This is a genomic window from Pseudomonas sp. TE31087 (assembly GCF_057284075.1).
In genome coordinates this window covers 1,946,653-1,970,319 of sequence record NZ_JBXVNN010000001.1, presented here as the reverse complement: position 1 = coordinate 1,970,319, position 23,667 = coordinate 1,946,653, and the positions used below count along the sequence as shown (strand labels likewise).

Annotated in this window: 14 protein-coding genes and 1 riboswitch; of the genes, 5 read left to right on the top strand and 9 right to left on the bottom strand. The window is 67.8% G+C overall.

Going from position 1 to position 23,667, the window contains the following annotated elements; genetic code table 11:
* Nucleotides 1–247: 247 nt before the first annotated feature.
* Nucleotides 248–12,499: a filamentous hemagglutinin family protein gene (locus tag ACZ899_RS08800; protein WP_234562405.1), complete on the top strand. Its 12,252-nt coding sequence runs from the start codon at nt 248–250 to the stop codon at nt 12,497–12,499.
* 134 nt (nt 12,500–12,633) lie between these two features.
* Nucleotides 12,634–12,939 carry a hypothetical protein gene (locus tag ACZ899_RS08795; RefSeq protein WP_234562404.1) on the top strand — a complete coding sequence of 102 codons (306 nt, stop codon included), beginning with the start codon at nt 12,634–12,636 and terminating at the stop codon, nt 12,937–12,939.
* 43 nt (nt 12,940–12,982) lie between these two features.
* Here ACZ899_RS08795 and ACZ899_RS08790 read toward each other — a convergent pair whose 3' ends face one another.
* From ACZ899_RS08790 to ACZ899_RS08780, 3 genes are all read right to left on the bottom strand, one after another.
* A complete protein-coding gene (locus tag ACZ899_RS08790) occupies nt 12,983–14,485 on the bottom strand; it encodes a sensor domain-containing diguanylate cyclase (protein ID WP_442800024.1) in 1,503 nt (500 codons plus the stop codon).
* Between the two features lie 230 nt (nt 14,486–14,715).
* A complete protein-coding gene (locus tag ACZ899_RS08785) occupies nt 14,716–15,195 on the bottom strand; it encodes a hypothetical protein (protein WP_234562402.1) in 480 nt (159 codons plus the stop codon).
* 58 nt (nt 15,196–15,253) lie between these two features.
* Nucleotides 15,254–15,409, bottom strand: a complete 156-nt coding sequence (locus tag ACZ899_RS08780; RefSeq protein WP_155952705.1) for a hypothetical protein — start codon at nt 15,407–15,409, stop codon at nt 15,254–15,256.
* 167 nt (nt 15,410–15,576) lie between these two features.
* Here ACZ899_RS08780 and ACZ899_RS08775 point away from each other — a divergent pair, with 167 nt between their 5' ends.
* Together ACZ899_RS08775 and ACZ899_RS08770 are read left to right on the top strand one after the other, a co-directional pair.
* On the top strand, nt 15,577–15,948 hold the full coding sequence (locus ACZ899_RS08775; RefSeq protein ID WP_232857425.1) for a GFA family protein: 372 nt from the start codon (nt 15,577–15,579) through the stop codon (nt 15,946–15,948).
* 223 nt (nt 15,949–16,171) lie between these two features.
* Nucleotides 16,172–16,606 carry a bleomycin resistance protein gene (locus tag ACZ899_RS08770; protein WP_234562401.1) on the top strand — a complete coding sequence of 145 codons (435 nt, stop codon included), beginning with the start codon at nt 16,172–16,174 and terminating at the stop codon, nt 16,604–16,606.
* Between the two features lie 550 nt (nt 16,607–17,156).
* On the opposite strand, the gene ACZ899_RS08765 is transcribed toward ACZ899_RS08770, so the two are convergent.
* The 4 genes from ACZ899_RS08765 to ACZ899_RS08750 all read right to left on the bottom strand — a co-directional run bounded on the left by ACZ899_RS08765 (nt 17,157) and on the right by ACZ899_RS08750 (nt 21,474).
* The gene (locus tag ACZ899_RS08765; protein WP_234562400.1) at nt 17,157–17,942 is read right to left on the bottom strand and encodes an ABC transporter ATP-binding protein; all 786 of its coding nucleotides are present in this window, start codon (nt 17,940–17,942) and stop codon (nt 17,157–17,159) included.
* A complete protein-coding gene (locus tag ACZ899_RS08760) occupies nt 17,939–18,955 on the bottom strand; it encodes a FecCD family ABC transporter permease (protein WP_234562399.1) in 1,017 nt (338 codons plus the stop codon). The genes ACZ899_RS08765 and ACZ899_RS08760 overlap by 4 nt, the downstream gene beginning before the upstream one ends.
* On the bottom strand, nt 18,952–19,965 hold the full coding sequence (locus tag ACZ899_RS08755; RefSeq protein WP_234562398.1) for an ABC transporter substrate-binding protein: 1,014 nt from the start codon (nt 19,963–19,965) through the stop codon (nt 18,952–18,954). The genes ACZ899_RS08760 and ACZ899_RS08755 overlap by 4 nt, the downstream gene beginning before the upstream one ends.
* Before the next feature lie 114 nt (nt 19,966–20,079).
* A riboswitch (cobalamin riboswitch) is annotated at nt 20,080–20,277 on the bottom strand.
* 27 nt (nt 20,278–20,304) lie between these two features.
* Complete coding sequence (locus ACZ899_RS08750) at nt 20,305–21,474, bottom strand: acetyltransferase domain-containing protein (RefSeq protein ID WP_234562397.1); 1,170 nt, start codon at nt 21,472–21,474, stop codon at nt 20,305–20,307.
* A gap of 76 nt (nt 21,475–21,550) precedes the next feature.
* Between ACZ899_RS08750 and ACZ899_RS08745 the strand changes: the two genes are divergently transcribed.
* Nucleotides 21,551–22,450 carry an MFS transporter gene (locus ACZ899_RS08745; RefSeq protein ID WP_234562396.1) on the top strand — a complete coding sequence of 300 codons (900 nt, stop codon included), beginning with the start codon at nt 21,551–21,553 and terminating at the stop codon, nt 22,448–22,450.
* A gap of 125 nt (nt 22,451–22,575) precedes the next feature.
* Here ACZ899_RS08745 and ACZ899_RS08740 read toward each other — a convergent pair whose 3' ends face one another.
* Together ACZ899_RS08740 and ACZ899_RS08735 are read right to left on the bottom strand one after the other, a co-directional pair.
* A complete protein-coding gene (locus tag ACZ899_RS08740) occupies nt 22,576–22,833 on the bottom strand; it encodes a PAAR domain-containing protein (RefSeq protein WP_234562395.1) in 258 nt (85 codons plus the stop codon).
* Complete coding sequence (locus ACZ899_RS08735) at nt 22,830–23,648, bottom strand: DUF6708 domain-containing protein (protein WP_234562394.1); 819 nt, start codon at nt 23,646–23,648, stop codon at nt 22,830–22,832. The genes ACZ899_RS08740 and ACZ899_RS08735 overlap by 4 nt, the downstream gene beginning before the upstream one ends.
* Nucleotides 23,649–23,667: the final 19 nt, after the last annotated feature.

The following is a 23,667-nucleotide window of genomic DNA, read 5'->3' as shown; positions in this document are numbered from 1 at the left end:
CCCGCGTCCTCGGACGTGGGCATGGGCCCTGGCGGCACCCGTGGGTGACGCCGGGGCTTTTTTCATTTTGCGTCGACCTGGCAGCACGAGCACCGGCATTGCGCCGGGTGCAGGCGTTCGCCATACCCCAGCCCCATGAACTTTGCATGACAAAGCTTCGGTCCCCCGGTCGCCGGAGCGCCTTATGGCAAAGCGGCATCACGACCGCCATCCCCTGATCTCGAGAACCAGCACAAGGAACCCTGCGATGTCGCGCGGCATGCCCAAGCCAGCCCTTTCAGCCTCCGCCATCCAGCGTCGCGGCGAGCCGCCGCGGCTCAAGCCACTGGCCCAGGCCATCGCCTTGCTGATGCTGGCGGGCAGCGCCCACGCGGCGCAGCCGTTCAGCTCGGGCTGGTTCGCCGCCAAGGGCGCCTCCAATGCTCCGAGCGGCGCCGCCGGTGCCGGGGGGGCAGGGCAGGTGCTGCCGGGATCGCCACCACCGCTGGCCCAGCAGCAGCGCCTGAACCAGCAGTTCCAGCGTTCGGTGAACAACCTCAACAACACGGTGGCGGCCATCGCCGCCCAGCAGGCGGCCCAGGCCAATGGCCGGACCCTGGCCCAGGTGCAGCCGCAGGTTGTGCCCAACGGCCTGGGCGAGGGTGGCCTGAAGGTCGACGAGAACCCGCTGACCCAGGGCTGGCTCAATGCCAAGGCACCGCAGCAGAGCCAGGCCGATGGCAAGACCCAGGTGCGCATCGAACAGACCGCCGACAAGGCCATCCTCAACTGGGAGACCTTCAACGTCGGGCGCGACACCACCGTGCGTTTCGAGCAGCAGGCGGACTGGGCCGTGCTCAACCGGGTCAACGACCCCGCCGCCCGTCCGAGCCAGATCCATGGTCAGATCGAGGCGCCCGGCACGGTGATGCTGATCAACCGCAACGGTGTGGTGTTCAACGGCACCAGCCAGGTCAACGTGCGCAACCTGGTGGCCGCCGCCGCCCAGGTCAGTGACGAGCAGTTCACCCAGCGCGGGCTCTACGTCGACAGCAGCGCCAGCCAGGCCACCTTCACCAATGCCGCCGGCAAGGTGCTGGTCGAGCGCGGCGCGCAGATTCGTACCCAGGCGCCGAGCAGCTCCACCAGCGGTGGCGGCTACGTGCTGTTGCTGGGCAGCGAGGTGGGCAACGACGGCCAGATCATCGCCGGCAAGGGCCAGGCGACCCTGGCGGCGGCGGACGATTTCTATATCCGTCGCGGCCAGGGCACCGAGGCCAACCGTTACTCGACCACCCGTGGCAACGAAGTGGCGGGTAGCCTGAAGCCCGGCAGCAGTGCCGGCACGGTGAGCAACAGCGGGCTGATCCAGGCCAGTGGCGGCGATGTCACCCTGACCGGTCACCAGGTGCGCCAGCAGGGTGTGGTCCTGGCCAGCACCTCGGTGGATCGGCGCGGCAGCATCCACCTGCTCAACGCCGCCAGCGATGCCACCGGCAGCGTCAGCTTCGAGCGCGGCAGCGTTACCGCCGTGCTGCTCGACGACAGCGCGGCGCTCGACAGCCAGCGCGAAGCCTCGAGGGCGGTGGTCAACGGCAGCAACGGCAACCTGGCCACGGGGCGCTTCGACAACCTCAGCACGGTCATCGACCGCCCCGAGCAGTCGCGGGTGGAAGTGGTCAGCGGCGGCACCGTGCACTTCCAGGACGGTTCGCTGACCCTGGCCACCGGTGGCCAGGTGGCGGTCAGCGCCGGCCGGCGTAGCCTGGTCGACGATGGCGCGCGCCTCGATGTGGCTGGCGCGCTTGGGGTCAAGGTGGCGATGGAAAGCAATGTCATCAAGATCAATGTCCAGGGCAACGAGCAGCGCGATGCCGCCGGCAACCGCGACAAGGGCGGGCTGATCAACAGCGATGTGTGGGTCGACGTGCGTGAGCTGGTGCACGTCGCGGCCGGCGTCAATGGTCATGCCGGCGACCGCTGGTACACCGCGGGTGGCCTGCTGGAGGTGGGCGGCTACCTGGGCACGCGCAGCCACGGCGTGGGTGAATGGATGGCCCAGGGCGGCACCGTGACCTTTACCGGCCAGGACCTGGTCACCCGCGCTGGCGCCGAGATCAACCTGTCCGGCGGCACCCTGGCGGTGCAGGACGGCTATGTGCGCCAGAGCTGGCTGCGTGGCGAGGACGGGCGCCTGTACGAGTTGTCGCGGGCGCCGGGCGACTTGCTCTACAGCGGCCTGTATCAGGGCTTCGAGGACCATTCGGCGCGCTGGGCCCAGACCCGTGTGTTCTACAACCCGCTGATCGCGCCGCAGCAGCGCTTCGAGCAGGGCTACACCGTCGGGCGCGACGCCGGCAGCCTGGTGGTGGCCACCCAGGGCGCGCTGCTCGACGGCAGGCTGGTCGGCGAGACCTGGCAGGACGAGCGCCAGGTGCAGGCGCCGGTGGCCGGGCTGGATGGTTACAAGCAGGTCCACAGTGCTCGCGCCCGAGGCGCTCAGCTGGTCATCGGCCAGCAGGTGCCGGGTTACCTCACAGGCAGCAAGGACCTGGCCTTCAGCCTGACCCCGGTGCTGCGCCAGGTGACGTTGGCTGGCGGCAACCGTGGCGCCAGTGCCGATGTGCAGTTGCAGGCGCCGTTGGACGAGCAGCGGCGCGGGCGACTGGTACTGGACAGCGAATTGCTCAACGGTTTCGCGCTGGGCGGCCTGAGCATTGCCGCCAGCGAGTCGGTGCAGGTCGACCAGGCGCTGCACCTGGCCGACGGCGGGCAACTGACCCTGTACGCGCCGCAGGTGCGGGTCGCGGCCGACCTTACCGCCAAGGGCGGGCAGATGATGTTGGGCGATGTGCTGCGCCAGCGTGACGGCGCCGATCTGCGCGATATCGCCCTGGCCACGCCGGCCGGATTGCGTGCGCAGGTGCTGGTTGGGGAAGGTGTGCGCCTGGATGTCGGTGGTGCGCGCAGCGACCGCGAAGACGCAGGGGCCATGGCCTGGCGCAACGGCGGCAGCCTGTCGCTGCGCAGCTCAGGCGATGTGCTGCTCGGGCAGGCCAGCGTGCTGGATGTTTCCGGCGGGGTGGTGCGCGGTGAGCGCAATCAGCTGCGCGGTGGCAGCGGCGGCAACCTGACGTTGCAGGCCGGCGTGTTCAACGCCAGCGGTGACGGGCGCCTGCGCCTTGATGGCGAGCTGCGCGGCCATGGCAGCAACGGCGCCGGGACCCTCGACCTGCAGGCCGAGCGCGTGCGGATCGGCGGCGTGGCCGACGCCAGCGCCTTGTCCCTCGGCGAGGATTTCTTCAACCGCGGCTTCGCCCATTACACCGTACGTGGCACGCGACAGTTGACCGTGGCCGAAGGCGCCCAGGTGCAGGTCACCCGACCTGTGGAACTGCTCGACGCCAGCCTGCCGGTCGGCGACCAGGCCACCCTGTGGTTGCCGCCGCAGGTGCGCGAGAACGCGATCAAGGGCGAGCTGGGCCTGCGTGCCGGTGCCAGCCTGAGCCTCGCTGCCGGCGATACCCGCCTGGCCCAGGCGGACCGCGAGGCCGCGCTGCTGGAGGTGCGCCGTGGCGCCAGCATCGGTGTCGACCCGTTGCAGTCGATCGCCCTGAGCAGTACCGCGCAATTGAACCTGGACGGTTCGCTGCTGGCCGCCGGTGGCAAGGTGAGCCTGTTGCAGGCATTGCCCGAAACGGTGGTGAGCGGGGTGCAGGAAAGCCTGCACAACCGTGCGATCCGCCTGGGCAGCGAGGCGTTGATCGATGTCTCCGGCCAGGCGCTTACCGCCCTCGACAGCCAGGGCCGGCGCTATGGGCGGGTCACCGCCGGCGGCAACATCGTCATTGGTGGGCAGATCGACCACGCCAAGGGGACCAGCGACGGCGCCTACCTCTTTGTCGACATCGCCCGTGGCGCCCGCTTGCGCGCCGATGGCGCCAGCGCCGTGCTGGACATCCGTGGTCAGGGCCCACTGGCAATGGCCAGCGCCGGTGGCAGCATCAGCCTGGCCTCCAGCTATGGCCTGCGCCTGGACGGCACGCTCAGCGCCAGGTCCGGCGGTGTCGGCGCGGCGGGCGGCAGCCTCGGCGTGGCCCTCGATACCGGTCTGTACCACAAGGATGGCCTGGAGGATGGCCTGAATGTGCCGCGCGAGCTGGTACTCGGCCGTGGGGCCGGGACCGACGAGCGCTTGCGCTATGGCCATGCGCGCCTGGATGTGGACACCGTCGAGCGCGGTGGCTTCACCAACCTGGCCCTGCTCAGCGACGGTGTGCTGGCCTTCGACAGCTCGCTGGCACTGGACCTGGCCCAGGGCCTGCAACTGTACGCCGGCTCCCTGGTGCTCGCCGACGGCAGTGCCGACGACAGCCGCATCCGCCTGCGTGCGCCCTACGTGCGACTGGCAGGCAGCAACCACCTGGGCGGCGACCAGACCGTGCGCCCGACGGTCAAGGGCGGGCTGTCGCAGCAGGCGTCGCACGCACTGTTGCAGGTCGAGGCCAACCTGCTTGAAATACGCGACGAACTGGGCCTGGGCGCCCACGGCAACCTGGCCCTCAGTGGCGGGCAACAGCTTGAGTTCGACCGTCGGGGCTTTGCCCTGACGCGTCTGCGCAGTGAAGGGGATATCCGCTTCCTCGGCCGCGACATCCCCTCGATGCCGACCCAGCTGAGCAGCAATGCCGATATTGAACTGTTGGCGGCGCAACTGTACCCCGTGAGCGGTGCCTACGCCCGCGTGCTGAGCACCCGCGACGCCACCCTGCGGATCGGACGGGTCGGTGAGGCCACGCCAGGCGTGCCGCTGTCGGTGTTCGGCCGCCTGCACCTGGGCGCTGGCACGGTGGAGCAGGGTGGGGTGGTGCGGGCGCCGCTTGGCCAGGTGCTGCTGGGGGATACCGGCGAGAACGGCCAGGATGTGCGCCTGCTGCCCGGCAGCATCACTTCGGTCAGCGCGGCGGGGCTGCGCATGCCTTACGGCGGCACGGTCGATGGCCTGAGCTACCTGTACGACGGCAAGCCGGTGAACCTGATCGGCGGCACCGGCGATAGCGATCACGGGGTGGTCCTGGCCGGCAAGCGCATCGATGTGCAGGCCGGGGCGCTGATCGACCTGGCCGGCGGCGGCGAACTGACCGGCGCCGGCTTCGTCTCCGGGCGCGGCGGCTCCACCGACGCCCGCTACCATCCGTTGATGCAGCTCGATGCCGATGGCCGCCTGGTACTGCCGTCGCTGTCGAGCAACCCGGTCTATGCCATCGTCCCAGGCCTGGCCGGCGACTACGCGCCGCTGGCCGGGGAGGCCGGCGTGGCGGACCCGGCCATCGGCCAGCGCATCACCCTCGACCAGGGCGTGCCGGGGCTGGCGGCGGGTACCTACACCTTGCTGCCGGCCAGCTACGCGCTGTTGCCGGGCGCCTTCCGCGTCGAGCTCAACGGCTTGGCCATGGCCGGCCAGCGAGGCATCAGCCAGGTCATGCGCAATGGTTCCTGGACCACCTCGGGCAGCCTGTCGGTGGCCAACACCGATATCCGCCAGCCGTTGTCGGGGCAGGTGATCCTCACCGCCGCCGACACCCTGCGCCGCTACAGCCAGTACAACGAAATGTCCTACGCCGCCTTCGTCAGGGCCGACGCCTTGGCCAAGGGTGTTCCGCGGGCGGCGCTCGAGGCCGATGGCAAGTGGCTGACCCTGCGCCTGAAGCCCAATGCCGATCCCGAGACCGCGTTCCGCTTTACCGGTCAGGCGCGCTTCGACGCCGCCCGCGACGGACGTGGCGGCAGCGTGGCGGTACTGGGCGTGGAGGCCATCGAGATCCTCGCCGACGGTCAGGCCAGCGACTGGTTGCAACCCAACCGGGTCGCGCTGCGCGCCAGCGACCTGAGCGCGCTCAAGGCGCCGCGGCTGAGCATCGGCGCCCGTCCGGAGGTGCTCTACGGCCAGGGTGGCAACATGATGCGCTTCAAGGAGTCGACCGCTGACATCCTCGTGCGCAGTGGTGCCGAACTGCGCGCCGGCGAGGTGTTCCTGGCTACCGACAGGGCGCGCGGCGCCATCGTCGTCGAGCAGGGGGCTGGTATCATTACCCTGGGCCAGGGGGCGGTGCCGTTCGATGCCAATGACGGTTTCCTCATCGACCCCAATGCCCACGGCTTGCTGGCGCTGTCCAACGGCCGCCTGGACGTGCTGCCGTCGGTGGCCGGCGATGTCTTCGCGCCCGGCAGCATCCTCATTGGCGATTGCCCCTCGGGCAACTGCGCGGGGGTGACCCGCCTGTACTCGGACGGCTCGCTGTTCGCCGCGACCGACCGCACCTTCAACCTCGACGACCAGGTCAGCTTCGGCACCCGCCACCTGGGCCTGGCGGTAGGGCGGATCAACGTCGGCTCCGCCGCCGCGCTGGCCGCCGCGGCCAACGCCGGGGTGCTGGGCCAGGGGCTGACGCTCAACCAGCAAGTGCTCGACCGTCTGTTCCAGGGCAGCACCGAGGGCGGCATTCCCGCCCTGGAGACCCTGTCGCTGACGGCGGCCGACTCGCTGAACTTCTTCGGCAACAGCGTGCTCGACACCTATGATCCTTTGACCGGGCGCAACCGCGTGCAGCAACTGATCCTCGGCACGCCGGCCATCTACGGCCTCGGCCAGGCCAGCGAACGGGCGACCATCCACACCGGCAACCTGGTGTGGAACGGCGCCCGTACGTTGCCTGGCGCACCCATCGCCGGTGGCGCGGGCAGTGGCGACGGCGTGCTCGAGCTGCGGGTGGAAAACCTGACCTTCGGCTACGGGCCGGCCAGCCAGCCCGACGGCACCGCCAGCATGAGTCGCCAGACCCTGGGCTTCAGCCAGGTCGACATCCGCGCCAGCCGCCAGGTCAGCGCCAATCACAGCGGGGCGTTGCAGGTGTACCACCAGCGCGGCGCCTGGCAGGGCGAGGGCGGCTTCCAGTATAGCGGTGGCGATCTGCTGGTGGAGACGCCGCTGTGGACCGGCGGCGCCGGTTCGATCAACCGCATCAGCGCCGGTGGTCTGTTGCGCGTGACCGGTGGCGGTGGCGCGCTGGCCAGCGGCCGCGATGGCGTGGGCGCGGAGCTCGCGCTCAGTGGCCAGCAGGTGCTGCTCGACGGTACCTTCAGCCTGCCCAGCGGCAAGCTGAGCGTTTCGGCGCAAGAGGCGCTGGTCCTGGGGGGGCGTTCGCGTATCGACCTGGCCGGGCGCAGCCTGACCTTCAACGACGTGACCCAGTACAGCTGGGGCGGTGAGCTGCTGCTGGCCAGCGCTGTCGGTGACATCCGCCAGGCCAGTGGCAGCCTGGTTGACCTCAGTGCCCGCAACAATCGCGCCGGCCGCCTGAGCGCCACTGCCCTGGGCGGGCAGGTCAGCCTGCAGGGCCAGCTCCTTGGCGCCGCCAGCGGTGATCATGACGCCGGTGGCACGCGAGTGCCGTACGACCAGGGAGCGGTGGCGATCCGTGCCCGCCAGGTGGATGATTTCGCCGGCCTCAACCAGCGCCTGAACCGTGACCAGGTGTTCGGCGCGCGCAGCTTCCAGATCACCCAGGGCGACCTGGTCATCGGCAGCGAGCTCAAGGCGCGGGAAATCAGCCTCTCGCTGGACAACGGCCAGCTGACCGTGGCCGGCACCGTCGATGCCAGCGGCGCCCAGGTCGGCAGCATCCGCCTGGCGGCCGGGCATGGCCTGACCCTGGCCGCCGGGGCGGTGCTCGATGCCCATGGCAGCCTGCTGCGGGTCGACAGCAACGGTGCGATCATCGATGCGCCGAACCGGGCGCAGATCGAGCTGGCCAGCGGCGACGGCGTGCTGACCCTGAGCCCCGGCGCTCGCCTGGACCTGCGCCACGGCACCGCCGCCGCGCAACACGACGGCCGTGCCCGCGGCTCGCTGGTATTGACGGCGCCGCGCGTGGGCGGCGACATCGCCGGTGATATCGCCATCGATGCCCGTGGCAGGCTGGACATCCAGGGTGCGCAGTCCATCGCCGTGGTCGGCCAGCAGCGTTACACCGACGCGCTGAATGGCGGCACGGCGGCCAGTGGTCGGCCGTACCAGTACATCGACCAGGCTTATCTCGACGCCAAGCATGCGCGCAGCGTGCTGTTCGTCAATGCCGCGCTGGCCAACCGCGACCTGCTCGACAACCGCCTGGCCGGGCTGAACAACGCTGCCTACGCCAAGGCCCTGCACCTGCGCCCCGGCGTGGAGATCGCCAGCCGCGATCGCCAGACCGACCTGGTGGTGCGCGGCGACCTCGACCTGTCCGGTCATCGCTACGCCAGTATTAACCCGGCCACGGCGCAGACTGCGCTGCGCGGTTCCGGCGAAGTCGGCCACTTGGCCCTGCGCGCCGGCGGCAACCTGGAAGTCCATGGCAGCATCAGCGACGGCTTCCTGCCGCCGGAGCTGGCCACCGGCAGCGAACGCATGGATGGCCGTGGCTGGATTCTGATTCCCGGCAAGCAGCCGTTCGACAGTGACCTGGTGATTCCACGCAGCGGCGTCGAACTGGCCGCCGGCACGCGCTACCCCGCGGGCAGCACGCTGAATTTCGACCTGCCGTTCGCCGACACCTCGCTGCCGGCCAACACCCGGCTGCCCGCTGTGCTGACCCTGGCAAGCGCCGTGACCCTGCCGGCCGGTACCGTGCTTGATGCCGCCGTGCGTGATGCTTCCGGCAATCTCCTGTATGCCGCCGGCACCTTGCTCGAGCAGGCGGTGACTCTGGCCGCCGATACCCGGCTGGATGCCGGCAGCCGCCTGCCGGTAAGCGTGGCGGTGCGCGGTGGGGTCTGGCGCAAGGGCGCTGCCCTGCCTGTGGGAGGGCTGACCCAGCGTGGCGCCCTGGCCCTGGCAGTGGGCGCGCTGCTGCCGGCCGGCACCGACGTCAAGCTGCCCACAGGTGTGTTCTGGGTCGACCTGCGCCAGGAAGTCGCCGGCCAGCAGGGACGCAACTGGGCGCTCGGGCAGATGCTGCCGGAGGGCTCGCAATCCTGGTCGATGCGCCTGGTGGCCGGCGCCGACCTGGGCGCCGCCGACAGCCGCATCACCCGCCCGGAGCCTGACGCCGGCGCATTGCGCCTGGCCGACCAGCACTACATCGCCACGCGGGTGATCGAGACTTCCAAACCCATCATCAGCTATTTCTGGACCAACCTGGCGGTTGGGCGGGTGCCCGGCCAACCGGTACCCTCCAACCTGCTGGCGCTGTGTACCGCCCGGCCGACCTGGTGCCTGAAGGTCGAAACGCCGGGCGGCGTCACCAAGGCCGAGATCACCCCGCAGACCCAGTTGTACAGCGTCTTGCGTACCGGTACCGGCGACCTTGAACTGCTCAGCGCCGGCGACTGGCGCATGGACTCGCTGTATGGGGTCTACACCGCCGGTACCCAGGCACCGGCCCTGCTCGAGCAGGGCATCGATGCGCATCAGCTGGCCCGCGGTCGCCAGGCCGATGGCAGCGTGCTTGGCGCCCTGGGCGCGGCCTACGAATCGACCACCGGCCAGTACCGGGCCTGGTATCCGCAGCAGGGCGGCAACCTGTTGATCGCCGCTGGCGGCGACCTGACCGGCAACCTGGTCGGGCCCAAGGCTACCGAGCAGCAGACGCGCCGTCAGACCGCTTCGGCGGCTGTCGGCAACTGGCTGTGGCGCCAGGGGCAGACCGACGCTGGCACGCCAGGTGCCTGGTGGCTCAATTTCGGCAGTTTCGCCCAGGACCCGGCCAGCGCACCCGGCTTGCCGTACCTGGTCGGTTTCACCGGCATCGGCACCCTGGGTGGCGGCAATCTGGATGTGCGGGTGGCGGGCGCGGCCGGCCTGTTGCAGGCCAGCGGCGCCGACCTTTCCAGCGTCGAGCGCAGCCAGGGCCTGAACCTGGTGGTCGCCAGCAGCGGCCGGGTGGACGCCGATGGGCGCCTGGTGCAGACCGGCGGGGGCGACCTCGACCTGCGTGTCGGTGGCGGACTCAACCCGGGGCTGGCCGCGATCACGGCCGCGGATGCCCAGATGGACCTGCAGGGAACGCTGGTCAACCTGCGCGGCGCCTTGCAGGTGGAGGCGGCCAATATCGGGCTGTTGCAGTCGATCTACGGCAGCTACGGCATCGAGCAGGACAACAGCGAATCGCGCGCCTACGACCCCTACAGCGCAACCCGGGCCAAGGCCTGGGGCGGCGTTATGCTGATGCCGGGTGACAGCGGCGTGCGCCTGCTCAGCCGCGGCGACCTGGTGCTGCAGGGGGTAGGCGATCCGGGCCGGGTGCCGACGTTCAACAGCACGCCGTTCACTGCCGACGATGGCACGCGGATGAGCGGGCGCGGCAACAGCTGGTTCTTGCTGTGGACCCCGCAGACCTCCATCGAACTGGTCAGCCTGGGTGGCGACCTGGCACCGAACGTTCACAACCGTGCCAGTGTCGCGACCCGCAACCTGGCGATCCATGGCGGCCGCGTGTTCTATCCGACCGCGCTCAGCGCCACCGCCGTCAATGGCAGCCTGTACTATGGCGACTCGGTGCGCAGCTCGGCGAGCCAGGCCTCGGCGGAGAGCCTGATGACCGCGCCGTCGGCCAACACGCGCTTGCAGTTGCTCGCGGGGGACTCGATCTATGCCGGCGGCTACACAGTCAGCCAGGCGGGCACCGACGCCTCGGCGCTACCAACACCGTGGCGCCCCGCATTCCTGGGCAGCAGTACCGGCAACCTCGTGCTGTCGACCAACCTGCACGGCGACCTGCCGCGCAATGTCTGGGAAAGTCCGCTCTACAGTTTCGGCGTCAACACCTATGTCGAAAGCCGGGTGCAGCCTGCGCAGCCAGTGCGGTTCTATGCGCTGGACGGCGATATCGTCGGGCTGAACACCGGCGAGGTCATCGATTATCCCGTGCTGGGGCTCAGGCTCTATCAGGGCAGCGGGCCGCTGCGCATCATGGCCGGTCGCGACATCGTCAACGCCGGCACCGTGCTGGGCAGCCAGCGCCAGGCGGCCGGCGGCCTGGTGGCCGGTGGCGAGGGTGGCAACAACCTGTCCCGCGGCAACCTCATCATCCATGGCGACCGCCACGATGTCTCGCTGGTCAGCGCCGGTCGTGACATCCGCCTGAGCACCTTCAATGTTGCCGGCCCCGGCCAGCTCGAGGTGGTCGCCGGGCGCAACCTGTACCAGTCCGGATCGGGCGTCGACTCGGCCTATCAGGAGGCGGCGATCACCAGTATCGGTCGGGTCGGTGGCAGTGGCGCCGGTAACGATGGCGCGGCCATCGCCATCATCGTCGGGGCCGGCAAGCAGGGACCGGACTACGCCGGCCTGCTGGCACGCTACCTGGATCCGCAGCACCTGGCCGATCCTTCCCGGTCGTTGGCGGGGCAACCGGGCCAGGTCGTCAAGGTCTACGACCAGGACCTGCTGGCCTGGCTGCGCGCGCGCTTTGCCTTCGAGGGTGACGCCGAGGCGGGCAGGGCGTTCCTCGCCACGCTGCCCGCCGAGCAGCAGCGGATCTTCGCCCGCCAGGTGTATTTCGCCGAACTGCGCGAGGGTGGCCGCGAATACAATGACGTCGACGGCCCGCGCAGCGGCAGTTACCTGCGCGGTCGCCAGGCGATCGCCGCGCTGTTCCCGGAGCGGGACGTGGCCGGCAACCCGATCAGCTATGGTGGTAGCGCCACCTTCTACGGCGGGGCGGGCATCCACACCGACTTCGGCGGCGATATCCAGGTACTGACGCCGGGTGGCCAGCAAGTGTTCGGTATCGAAGGCGAGGCCCCGCCGTCCACCGCCGGGGTGATCACCCAGGGCAGCGGCAACATCCAGCTGTATTCGCAAGGCAGCATCCTGCTGGGCCAGAGCCGGATCATGACCACCTTCGGCGGCTCGATCCTCGGCTGGTCGGCCCAGGGCGACATCAACGCCGGCCGCGGTTCGAAGACCACCGTGGTCTACACCCCGCCCAAGCGCACCTACGACCGCTGGGGCAACGTCGGCCTGGCGCCGAGCGTGCCGAGTACCGGCGCCGGCATCGCCACGCTCAATCCGATCGCCGAGGTGCCACCGGGGGATATCGACCTGATCGCGCCGCTGGGCACCATCGATGCTGGCGAGGCCGGGATCCGCGTGTCGGGCAACGTCAACATCGCCGCGCTGCAGGTGGTCAACGCCGCCAACATCCAGGTCCAGGGCGATGCCAAGGGTATGCCGGTGGTGGCCTCGGTGAACACCGGTGCGATCGCCTCGGCCAGTGCCGCGGCATCGTCGGCCAGCCAGGCTGCCGAAGAGGCGGGCCGCCAGCAGCAGGCTGCGTCCAGGCAGCGCCAGCCTTCGGTGATCACCGTGCAGGTGCTGGGTTTCGGCGGCGAGCGGCTGGTGCCGGGGCAGGACGGGGCGAGCCTCAATCCCCAGTACAACCGCCAGAGCCCGGTGCAGGTGCTGGGCGCGGGGACGCTGGACGAACGGGCGAAGGCTCAGTTGACCGAGGAGGAGCGGGGCAACCTGTTGCTGTGAGAGCAAAACCGCCCAACGGCAGGCTTTTCCTGTGGTTTCTTGATCCCGCTCATGGTTTCGGCGAGTGGCCCTCGTCGCGGCTTCGTGGCTGTGCTTTTCTTGCGCGGCATTTCAGACACGGAGTATCGAGCGCAATGCGAATCAGGGAAGAGACCTACTGGCAGTGGGCCGATGCGCAGTTGCACAGTCGCTGCCATGACGAGGAACTGAGCGACGGCACCAGCATCAATGTGCAGGTGCGCCTGTCCAGGGTCGGTGCCACGCAACTGTTTCTCGGGCTCTATGCCCGAGGTGGCAAGGCCTTGCTGGAGGAGTACTACCCCTCGCGGCCAGGCGAGACCATGACCCGGGCGCTGGTCTGGGGCGTGGACCGCGCTCGCGCCCTGGCCACCGGCGCCTTGCCGCTGCCGGAACAGGTGCCGCGCAGACGCCAGGCCTGAGCGTGACGGATGTGGCTGGGCGATGACCAGCGACAGGCAGGCGTCAGTGCGGACTGTCGATGCAGACTCGGTTGCGACCCTTCTGCTTGGCCCGGTACAGCGCCCTGTCGGCGTTGCCCAACACATCAGCGGGTTCGCTGCCGTCCCCAGGCCGCCAGCTGGCCACGCCCAGTGACAGGGTGACGCCGCCAGTTGGCGCGAAAGGGGCGTGCTCGACGGTCAGGCGCAGGTGACCGGCGATCGCGGTCGCCACCTCCAGGCTCGCCCCTGGCAGCAGTATCAGGAACTCTTCGCCGCCGGTGCGGCACAGCAGGTCCCCCTCGCGACAGCTTCCACGCATCAAGCCTGCCAGCTGCTGCAGGACCTGATCGCCGATATCGTGGCCATGGCCGTCGTTGATCCGCTTGAAGTGATCGATGTCCAGCACCACCACGGCAAAGCCGCGCTTTTCGGCCTGTAACAGGCGCAGCGCCTGTTGCAGGCCACGACGATTGACCAGCCCGGTGAGTGGGTCGGTCTGGGCATCACGGTTGAGTCGGCCGATACGTTCCTGCAGCAGGTTGACGCCGAACAGCAGTGCGCGCTTGAGCTCGGCGGCCTCGGCGTACCAGGCGCGGACCTGATGGATGCGTTCGGTGGTCTGTTGCTGACCCATGCCCCGGGCAACGTGGGTCAACTGTCGCAGCGGGTGGGCGATGACCTGTGTCAGCCAGTACAACAGCAGGCAGCCGAGCAGGGCCAGTGGCGCGGAGATGGCAACCACATTGAGGACCAGTTGGCGCAGCGGGGCTACGGTGTGGCGCAGTGGCTGCTGGGTGACGATGGTCCAGCCGGCGCTGGGCACCGTGGCGAAGCCGGCCAGCATCTCGACGCCCTGGCTGTTGACCAGGCGCCGGGTGCCATGGTCGAGGTTCGGCAGGTCGTCGAGCAACGCGTTGTCGCCGACCAGGGTGCCGACCCGTTTGCTGTCAGGGTGAAACAGCAGCCGGCGGTTGCGATCGACCACATAGAGGTACGAGCCGTTCTGGTAGAAGTGCGTGCCCAGCAGGCTGTTGAGCAGGTTGCGCTCGCGCAGGTAGAGGCTGCCGCCTATGTAGCCGTGGTAGTGGCCGCTGGCGTCGAAGATCGGTTGCGAGAGCACCACGAGCAGGTTGTCGGCCGCCGACAGGAAAGGTGTGGAGACCAGCGTGCGGTGTTCGCGCAGTGCTTGCTGGGCGCCGGGTGAAGTCGCCTGGCTGCCGGCCAGGTGCTGCAGCGAGGCGGGCGAGAGCGAACGCACGGTCCCCTGGGCATCGACCCGCAAGGTGGAATTGAACAGGTTGCCCTGCTGTTGCAGGCGGTCGATCTCATCCTGCACCAGGCTGTCGTCGTTCGGGTGCAGGCCACTTTGCCGGGCGCTGTAGGCCAGTTGCTGCAGGGCACTGACCAAGGTGGTTTCGGTCACGGCCGCCAGCTTGGCGGCATAGGCTCGGTTGGCCTCCAGGGCGCTGTCGATCAGCAGTTGCCGTTGTACCCGGTAGCTGGCGAAGTAGCTGGCCAGCAGCATGACCAGGGCCGTGGTGGCGCACAGGGCGAGTATGAGGGTGCGCAGGTCGGGGCGCGGTCCGTGCGGGGTGAAATATCGCAATCCTTGGCCTCGTCGGATACAGCGGAAAACGCACCTTACGCGCTTGGCGCAAGGTGGACCATGCTTGTGCGCAATTGCAGGATTGGAGGACAAGGGGAGCTCCGGTTTCCCACAAAGCTCTCGGAATTATCCTCCCTTGTTATCCAGGGTCAGGGCGCAGTCTGCTCCAGCGCCTGCAGGTCATCCTCGACCTGTTGCATGCGCTCCTGCACCAGGGCCTGGACCTTGGCGTCGCTGGCGCTTTCACGCATCAGCGTGGTGAGCTTCTCGCTCAGGCGCTTGCCTTCCTCGCTCTGGCCAAGCTCCCTGGCCTTGGCCGGGTCGCGGGTGGCCTGAACGATGAGGTCGAACTCGGCATCGCTGAAGTGCTCCTCGCTGTACAGCCTGAACAGGTCCTGGCGCTGGTCGTCGACGGTCAGGTGCTTGCGCAGCACGTCCTTGATCTTGTCCTCGGGCACCTGCGCATGGGTCATGGCCAACAGGCCTGCCATGCGCTCGATGTTGTGGTCGTAGGCTTCCTGCAGGGGCAGGTTGGCGAGGATCTTTTCCTCGCGGCTGGGTTTCTGGTCGCAGGCGGCGAGGGCGCCGAGCAGCAACACGGGCAGCAGTAGACGAGACAGGCGGGGCATGGTGGGGCCTTGGGCACGGTAAGGCCTGGGAGTGTACTGCAAACCCGTGGTGGTGGAATCAGCGTTGCAGCGGATTGCGCAGGCGCACCCAGAGAATCGCCGGCAGGGCCATCAGCAGCCATTTCAGGTAGCGGTTGACTTCGTAGTGTTCGCAGGCAACGCCGATGAGGGTGCAGACCACCACCACGGCCACGAACTGGATCATTCTTTCCATCAGCAGGTTTCCATCATTGCAGGGGCCGGAAGGGCCGCGGGGCGCACTGTAGCAGGCGACGCAGGCAGGGCAGATCGGCATGCCACACGGCGTAACACTTTTGCACCACTGGTAGGCGCGAGGTTGGCTATTGTGCGGCAATCCCGGCAGCCAAGGAAGGTAACCCCATGACCCGCTACAAAGGTGGCTGCCTGTGCGGCCGTATCCGGTTCTCCGCCAGCGGCGAGCCGCGTTTTCCGCATACCTGCTCGTGCGGGCAGTGCCAGCGACATTCCGGCAGCCTGACCCTGTGCTGGGTGGAGTTCGACAAGGCAGCGGTCGCCTGGACCGGGGAGGGTGGATTGCCTGCGCTGTACCGCTCGTCCGAGGGCTCCTGCCGTGCGTTCTGTGCCACCTGCGGCAGTTCCCTCGGGGCCATTGACGATGCGCCGACGGTGGCCTTGCTGCTGGGCTGCTTCGATGCCAAGGGCGACCAGGCCCTGCGGCCGAGTTCGCATTCGTTTCGGGCTTGTCGGCCGCGTTGGTGGAGGGTGGGGTGAAGGTTGGGGATTGGGGGGAGGCTGACAGGTGTTCGGCGAGGGCCTTGCAGCGCCTGTGAGATCGAGCGCCGCCCGCGCGACGCATCGCGGGACAAGCCCGCTCCTACATCTATTGCAACGTGCCGAACCTGTTGGGCCATGGTTGCCCGCCTTGGCGCACGACTTGAGATTGAGTAAGGGATATCATGTGCGCCACTTTCCCATGCCGCTCAAGGACGATTGCATGCTGCAGCGCAACAAGATGGTGCCCGAACTGATCGTCAGTGACCTCGATCGCAGTCTGGATTTCTGGGTTTCGTTGTTGGGGTTCGAGATTGCCTATCAGCGCCCGGAGCAGCGCTTTGCCTACCTTGACCTGCAGGGCGCGCAGGTCATGCTCGAGCAGTTCGACGCCGAGGATCACTGGCTTACCGGGCCCCTGGAAAAACCCTTGGGGCGGGGGATCAACCTGCAGATCGACGTCGCGGCGGTCGCGCCGCTGGTCGAGCGGCTCGAGCGCCATCGCTGGCCGTTGTTCCAGGCGTGCGAGGACGTCTGGTATCACGCCGATGCGGTCGAGGTGGGGCTGCGTCAGTTTCTGGTACAGGATCCGGATGGTTATCTGCTGAGGCTGGCGCAACGGATGGGCGAGCGTCCGGCACAGTCGAATCTGCGGTAGAGTCCGCGTCCTGTTCATCTGCGCTGTCGCGCAGGAAGCAGCCTTACCAGCATTACCAACGTGGGAGCGGGCTTGCCCCGCGATCACCGGCGCTCCACGGTCTTGGGACCAGTCCTTTCAAGGTTTGGACGCGGGTGGTTATTGACTGCATTAGGGCTACTAGGTGCTTGCCACGAGCTTTGCAGCGCCTATGAGATCGAGCGCCGCCCGCGCGGCGCATCGCGGGACAAGCCCGCTCCTACATCTGTTTCGGGCCAGTCAGTCCTGTGCCATTACCTGGTCCGCCCTGTTGGTACGACGCGGTTTCAGCGTGGGCATCACTGCCGCCCCGCACGACTTGAGGCATGAGCCAAGGCGGACAGCGATAACCTCACAGGAGTGACTGGCCCGAAACAGATGTAGGAGCGGCCTTGCGTCGCGATGCGCCGCGCGGGCGGCGCTCGATCTCATAGGCGCTGCAAGGGGCGCGGCGAGCACCTGGTGGCCTTGATACAATCAATAACCCCGCCTCCAAAGACCTTTATAGGGCTGTAAAGCCCCCCCAGCCGTTTCAGGCACGAAACCGCAGCACCCGCGCCCCATCATACGGATCGACCAGGTAATGAGCCTGAACCCCAAACGTCCCCAATAACCGCTCCGGCGTCAGCACCATTTCAGGCTTCCCCAAGGCCACCAACCGCCCTTGATCCAGGACAGCCAACCGGTCACAGGTCAACGCCTGGTTCAGATCATGCAAGGCCACCAGGGTAGTCACCGGCAACGCCTGCACCTGCCGCAACAGGCTCAACTGATGCTGGATATCAAGATGATTGGTCGGCTCGTCCAGCAGCAGCACCTGCGGCCGCTGGGCCAGGGCCCGGGCGATGTGCACGCGCTGGCGTTCGCCGCCGGACAGCTCGCCCCACAGGCGCCGACGCAGGTGGCCGGCATCGGCGTCGGCCAGCGCCTGCTCGACGATCGCACGGTCATCCGCGCCGAACGGCGCCAGGGCCGACAACCACGGCGTGCGGCCGAGGGCCACGGCGTCATACACACTGATGGCGTCCAGGGTGTCGGCCTGCTGTTCGACCAGTGCCAGGCTTTGCGCAACCCGGCGACGCGGCATGCGCTCCAGCGCCTCGCCCAGCAAACGCACGCTGCCACTGCTGGGCGTGCGCAGGCCGGCGAGCAGCTTGAGCAGGGTGGACTTGCCCGAGCCGTTGGGGCCGACCACGCCGAGGGTCTCGCCGGGCATCACGCTCAGGTCGATTCCCTGCAGCACGTCGCGGTCGCCCAGGCGCAGGCTTAGGCCCTCGCAGGCAAGCGGGGCGTGGGCGATGGCGGTCATCACGGTCATGGACGCCCCCGGCGGCTGACCAGGATCAACGCGAACACCGGCGCGCCGATCAAGGCGGTGACCACGCCCACCGGGATCACCTGGCCGGCAATCAGCGTGCGCGAGAGGATGTCGGCGACGATCAGGAACAACGCGCCGCCCAGGGCGCTGGCCGGCAGCAGGCGGCTGTGCCCGGGGCCGAGCAGCAGGCGCAGGGCGTGGGGGATGACCAGGCCGACGAAGCCGATGGCGCCGACGATCGAGACCATCACCGCGGTCACCAGCGCTGTGCAGCTGATCAGCAACCATTGCGTGCGCCGCACCGGCACGCCCAGCGAGGCCGCCGAGTCGGCGCCGAAGGTGAAGGCGTCCAGCGCCCGGCGGTGCCACAGGCACACCGCCAGCCCGACCAGGGCCACTGGCAGCGCCAGCCACACCGCCGGCCAGCGCACGCCGCTGAGATTGCCCAGCAGCCAGAACAGGATGCCCCGGGCCTGTTCGGCGGTTGCCGACTTGGTGATCAGAAAGGCCGTCAGCGCGTTGAATAGCTGCGAGCCGGCGATGCCGGCGAGGATTACCTGGGCGTTGTCGTGGCGACTGCCGCTGGCCCGCGACAGCACCAGCACCAGGGCGAACGCGGCCAGCGCGCCGAGGAAGGCGCCGGCCGACAGCGACAGCACCGCGCCACCGAGGCCGAACAGACCCACCGCCACGGCGCCGGTCGAGGCGCCCGCCGACAGGCCCAACAGGTACGGCTCGGCCAGCGGATTGCGCAGCAGCGCCTGGAGGATCACCCCGCAGGTCGCCAGCCCCGCGCCGCAGGCGGCGGCCACCAGGGTGCGCGGCAGGCGGTAGTTCCAGACGATGCCGGCGTCGATCGGGTCGAGCGCATGACCGGCCTGCCACAACTGGTTGGCCAGCACCTGCCAGACCACCTCGGCGCTGATCCGCGTCTCGCCGATGGCGATCCCGGCGAGCATGGCCAGGCACAGGGCGAGCAGCGCGAAGGCACTGATGGGCAACAGACGGCTCATGGTTGTGGCGCTTTACCGCTGGCAAAGGCGCTGGACAGCACCTCCAGGCCACGGAACAGGCGGATGCCGGCCTGCATGGCGTCGGCGTCGAGGACGATGATCCGGCCTTGCTTGACCGCGTCCATGTTGCGGGTCACCGGGTCGTTGCGCAGGAACTCGAGCTTTTTCCGGTAGTCGTCGGCGGGGTAGCGGCGGCGGTCCATGCGGGCGACGATCAGCCAGGTGGGGTTGGCCCTGGCCAGGGTCTCCCAGCCCACCGCTGGCCATTCTTCGCTGGACTCCACCACGTTGCGCACGCCAAGGGTCTGCAGCATGAAGTCGGCCACGCCCTGGCGACCGGCGACGTAAGGGTCGACCTTGAGGTCGGCGCTGGAGAACCAGAACAGCGCGCTGGTGTGGCTCAGGTCCTGGCCGGCCAGGCGTTGCCGGGCCTGGTCCAGCTGGCCCTTGAGCTCGGCATTGAGGCGTTCGCCGCGATCCTGCACGTCGAAGATCTCGGCCAGTTGGCTGACGCTTTTGTAGATGGTGTCGATCCTGAACGGCTGCAGGCGGGTACCGTCGGCGCCCACCAGGTTGTCCTTGCCTTCGCAGTCCGAGGGCAGCAGGTAGGTGGGAATGCCCAGTTCCGCGAACTGTTCGCGGGTGCCGACCGCGCCCTGGGCGCCGACCATCCATTCGAACTGCGCCGTCACCAGCTGCGGGCGCTTGCCGACCACCGCCTCGAAGCCCGGTTCGTTGTCGGCCAGGCGCTCGACCTTGTCGTTCTGCGCCTTGAACTCGGGCAGCACGTTGTTGAACCACAGCGAAGTACCCGCCAGCCGCTCGCCCAGGCCCAGGGCATAGAGCAGCTCGGTGCCGGCCTGGCCGATGGTCACCGCGCGCTGCGGGGCCTGGGCGAAGGTCTGCGGCAGGCCGCAGTTGTCGACGGTCAGCGGGTAGCGGGTGGCGTCGGCGTGGGCCAGGCCCGCCAGTGACAGGCCGGCGAGCAGGGTGGCGAGGCGGTGCGGCATGGTGGGGCGATCTCCTGTCGGGTGGTACACGGAATGGCCCACGGACAGGCATCGCCAGGCGTCGTGCGGCAAGCACGCGGCCAGGGGCGGATGACCATCCCGGACACCCCGCCGGTTGGTGAATGCGTGCCGGCAGGTCTCCTGACTGGTGCGTCCTGGCCGGCGCCGGCCTTCCCGGGTCGGCAGACCCAGTGGCATCGATGGCGCAGGCTCGGCACCTACAGTTGCGGGGGCAGTTCCCTTTGGCCCGCCCTCGGCGCGCCCGGGATTCCCTTTTGATTCCGTGTGGAAACCGGCGGGCGGCATGGTAGACCATCGGGCCATCGGCTGAAAACGCTTTTACAGGTACTTGAGCCAGGCGATGTCGCGCCGCCGCGCCTTGAGCCGGGCGAAGCCGCGCACCGGCAGGTACTGGGCGATCGCCAGCAGTACCGCGACCAGCCACACCGCGCCGATGCCGTCGAAGCCGAAATGGCTGCCCTGGTTCAGGCCGAACAGCGCCACGCAGGCCACATACAGCAGCTTGAGCACATACAGGTGCAGCAGGTAGAAGAACATCGGCGCTGCGCCGAACACCGCCAGCGGGCCGATCCAGCGGGCCTCGCCGGCACGCTCGAACGCGCGCAGCAGCAACAGGCCGACGCCCAGGGTCAAGGCCAGGAACAGCAGCGACGGAGGGTACTTGGTGATGTTGAAGAAGCTCATCAGCGTTTGCCCGACGCTGGGGTAGAAGGCCCACGGCGCCTCGCCGTAGCCGTTGAGCAGGCGCAAGACGACAAAGCCGAGCAGCAGCATCACGCCGCCCAGCAGCAGGCGCTGCTGGCGCTCGCCGGCGTCGCTGGCGCGGCTGAACCAGGGGCCGAGCCCATAGCCCAGGGCGATCACGCCGACCCACGGCAACACCGGGTAGGAGGTACGCAGGCGCAGGCTGTCGGACAGCTCCAGCCAGTTGCGCTCGTGCAGGATCGCCCAGGGTACATGCAGCGCCGAGTGCGCCGCGAAATGCAGGCCATCGAGCAGGTTGTGGCCGGCGACGATCAGCGCGCCCAGGGCGAGCAGCAGCGGGCGTGGCAGCCACACCAGCAGCGACAGGGCGATCATGCTCAGGCCGATGGCCCAGATCACCTGCAGGTAGATCACGCCCGGCGGCAACTGGAAGGTCCAGGCGAAGTTGACCAGGGTGAGCTCCAGTAGCACCAGGAACAGGCCGCGCTTGAACAGGAACGCCGCTACATCGCCCCGGCCCTGGTGCTTTTCGCCGTAGAGCCAGGCCGACAGCCCGGTGAGCAGCACGAACACTGGCGCGCACAGGTGCGCCAGGGTGCGGCTGACGAACAGGCTGGGGTCGGTGGCGTCGATCGCGTCGATGGTCATCGGGTCGCTGACCTGGCGGTGCAGGAAGAAGGTTTCGCGTACGTGGTCCAGCAGCATGAACAGGATCACCAGGCCGCGCAGGGCGTCGATGCTGTGCAGGCGTTGGCTGGGGAGGGCGGTCGGGAGGCTGGTCATCGAGGCGGGTCGCAGGCAGGGATAGCATTCAAATGAAATGTTATTTTATTTCATTTGTCTGTGCCTGGATACAGGCATGCACTGGCGTTCAGCCTGGATCAGCCCTGAATCAGCGGCCCCAGCCGCTCGGCCAGGGCCTGGACCATCGCGCTCACCTTGGGCAGATGCCCGCGGTTGCGGCGCCAGGGGGCTGTTTATCTCCATCCTGCTGCTGTTCGCCGCCTTCAATGCTCTGTCGGCGCTGGCGCCGAACGTCTGGGTACTGGCCCTGGCGCGGTTCCTTTCCGCGCTGGCCCTGCCGGTGTACTGGGGCACCGCCAGCGAAAGCGCCGGGCTGTGCCTGCTGGTGGCGCTGCTGATGTGGGCCTGGCTGCCGCCTCTGCCGAAGGTCCCGGCCCGCGTCGCAGGGGAGCGGCAGACGGTGATTCTCAAGGACCGTCGTTTCATCGCCCATGTGCTGCTTTCGGCGCTGGTGTTCACCGCCATGTTCACTGCCTATACCTACCTGGCCGAGATCCTCGAACAGCTTGCCGCCGTGCCGGCCAACGCGGTCGGTTGGTGGCTGATGGGCTTTGGCCTGGTGGGCATGCTCGGCAACCCCCTGGCCGGACGGTTCGTCGATCGCAGCCCGCTGCGGGCCACGCTGCTGCTGTTGGCGATGCTGGCCTTGGGCATGGGCCTGGTCACCCCGGTGATCGGCAACCCGCTGCTGTTGGTGGGCGCCCTGGCACTGTGGGGCATCGACTACACGGCGCTGTTCCCGGTGTGTCAGGTGCGGGTGATGCGGGCCGGCGCCAAGGCCCAGGCCCTGGCCGGGACCCTCAACGTGTCGGCGGCCAACGCGGGCATCGCCGCCGGTGCCGCGCTGGGGGGCGCGGCGATCCAGGGGCTTGGTCTGGCTGCGTTGGGTTATGTGGCTTGTGGGTTTGCGGTGCTGGCGTTGGTGGCCACGTTGGTACTGCAACGGAGCGAGTGAGGCCTGTTCCACCCTCTGGCACAGATGCCTTTGCCCTCCACGTGGGGAGGGTAAGGGTGGCAATGGCCGACAGGTTGTCCTTGAACCGGCCAGCCCGATCGGCGGTTTCGCTCTGATCGGTTTTCTTAGTCGAGAAGCCACCCCGAGTCCCCCTCGACAAGCGTGCCGCCATGACTGGTGCGATCGCCCTGGCGTGCAACGCGCTTGCCATCGATGAGAAAGTGCGCGGCCCCTGTCTCGATCAGCGCCCCACAACTGATACGATCCCCAATCCGGGCAACGGGTTTACCATTGAACTGGTAGGTTTCGCTGCCGGTTTCCACCACACCCGCGCCATGCAGTGGACACTCGTGCAGGTGGCCTAAAAGTACGACCGGTTTCACGTGTGTTCTCCTGCGGCAGGGCCGGTACGTGACTCACGGTCTATCGCTTCAGGCCATTGCACCCTGGGGGCCAGTCGGCGAATGGGGGTGAGTTCGAAGTCATTGTCCCAATTGCGGGGTGGGCGAACAAAGGTGGGAAGTGCGTCTGGGCCCTGTTGCATGAAAAGTCTGATGATCTCCCAGTATCGCTTTCCATCCTCGATGCTATGGGTGAAGAAAAGACGGTCGATGATTTCGTCGGTGCCTGGCTTGCGGACTGCAATAAGGACGTTCTCGACGAGTCCGCCATTGCCCATGGGAGCGTAGACACTACAGACTTCGGCGATAAGGTCTTTCCAATCGTAGGCTACGGGTCGTACCCCCCATTTCTTTCGGCTGAATATGTAGAAGCGATCAAATCGATATTCATAAAAATAAACTTTTTGCCTGAGTCGATTGAAGCGGATTGGTTCGTTGCGTGGGAGTTCTATGTCTAAGCGCACGAACGGTATCATTGCCCAGTATGCGGCTGTGGTTATTGTTAGGCCTATAGCTATGATTTTCGCTTCGCTGATGCCGATTTCTGTTATTGTGCTGAGTGTGGTGTATAAATATAATATAAGTCCGAATGATAAGGTGATACTTCCGCCAATTGAGGCAATGCCTCTAATGCTCACGCTTGATCTGGGGATCTCCAAATAAGTGTTATTTATTTTGCTTGGTGTGGGTGGTAGTGGGAGTGAATTTAATCGTTGGGTTGGCTCTTCGTGGGGAAGAGCTAGATCATATTTCCAACCTAGGGGATGGCGAGGTAGATATTCATTGATTTTAGTCATTCGTTGACCGCCTGTATTT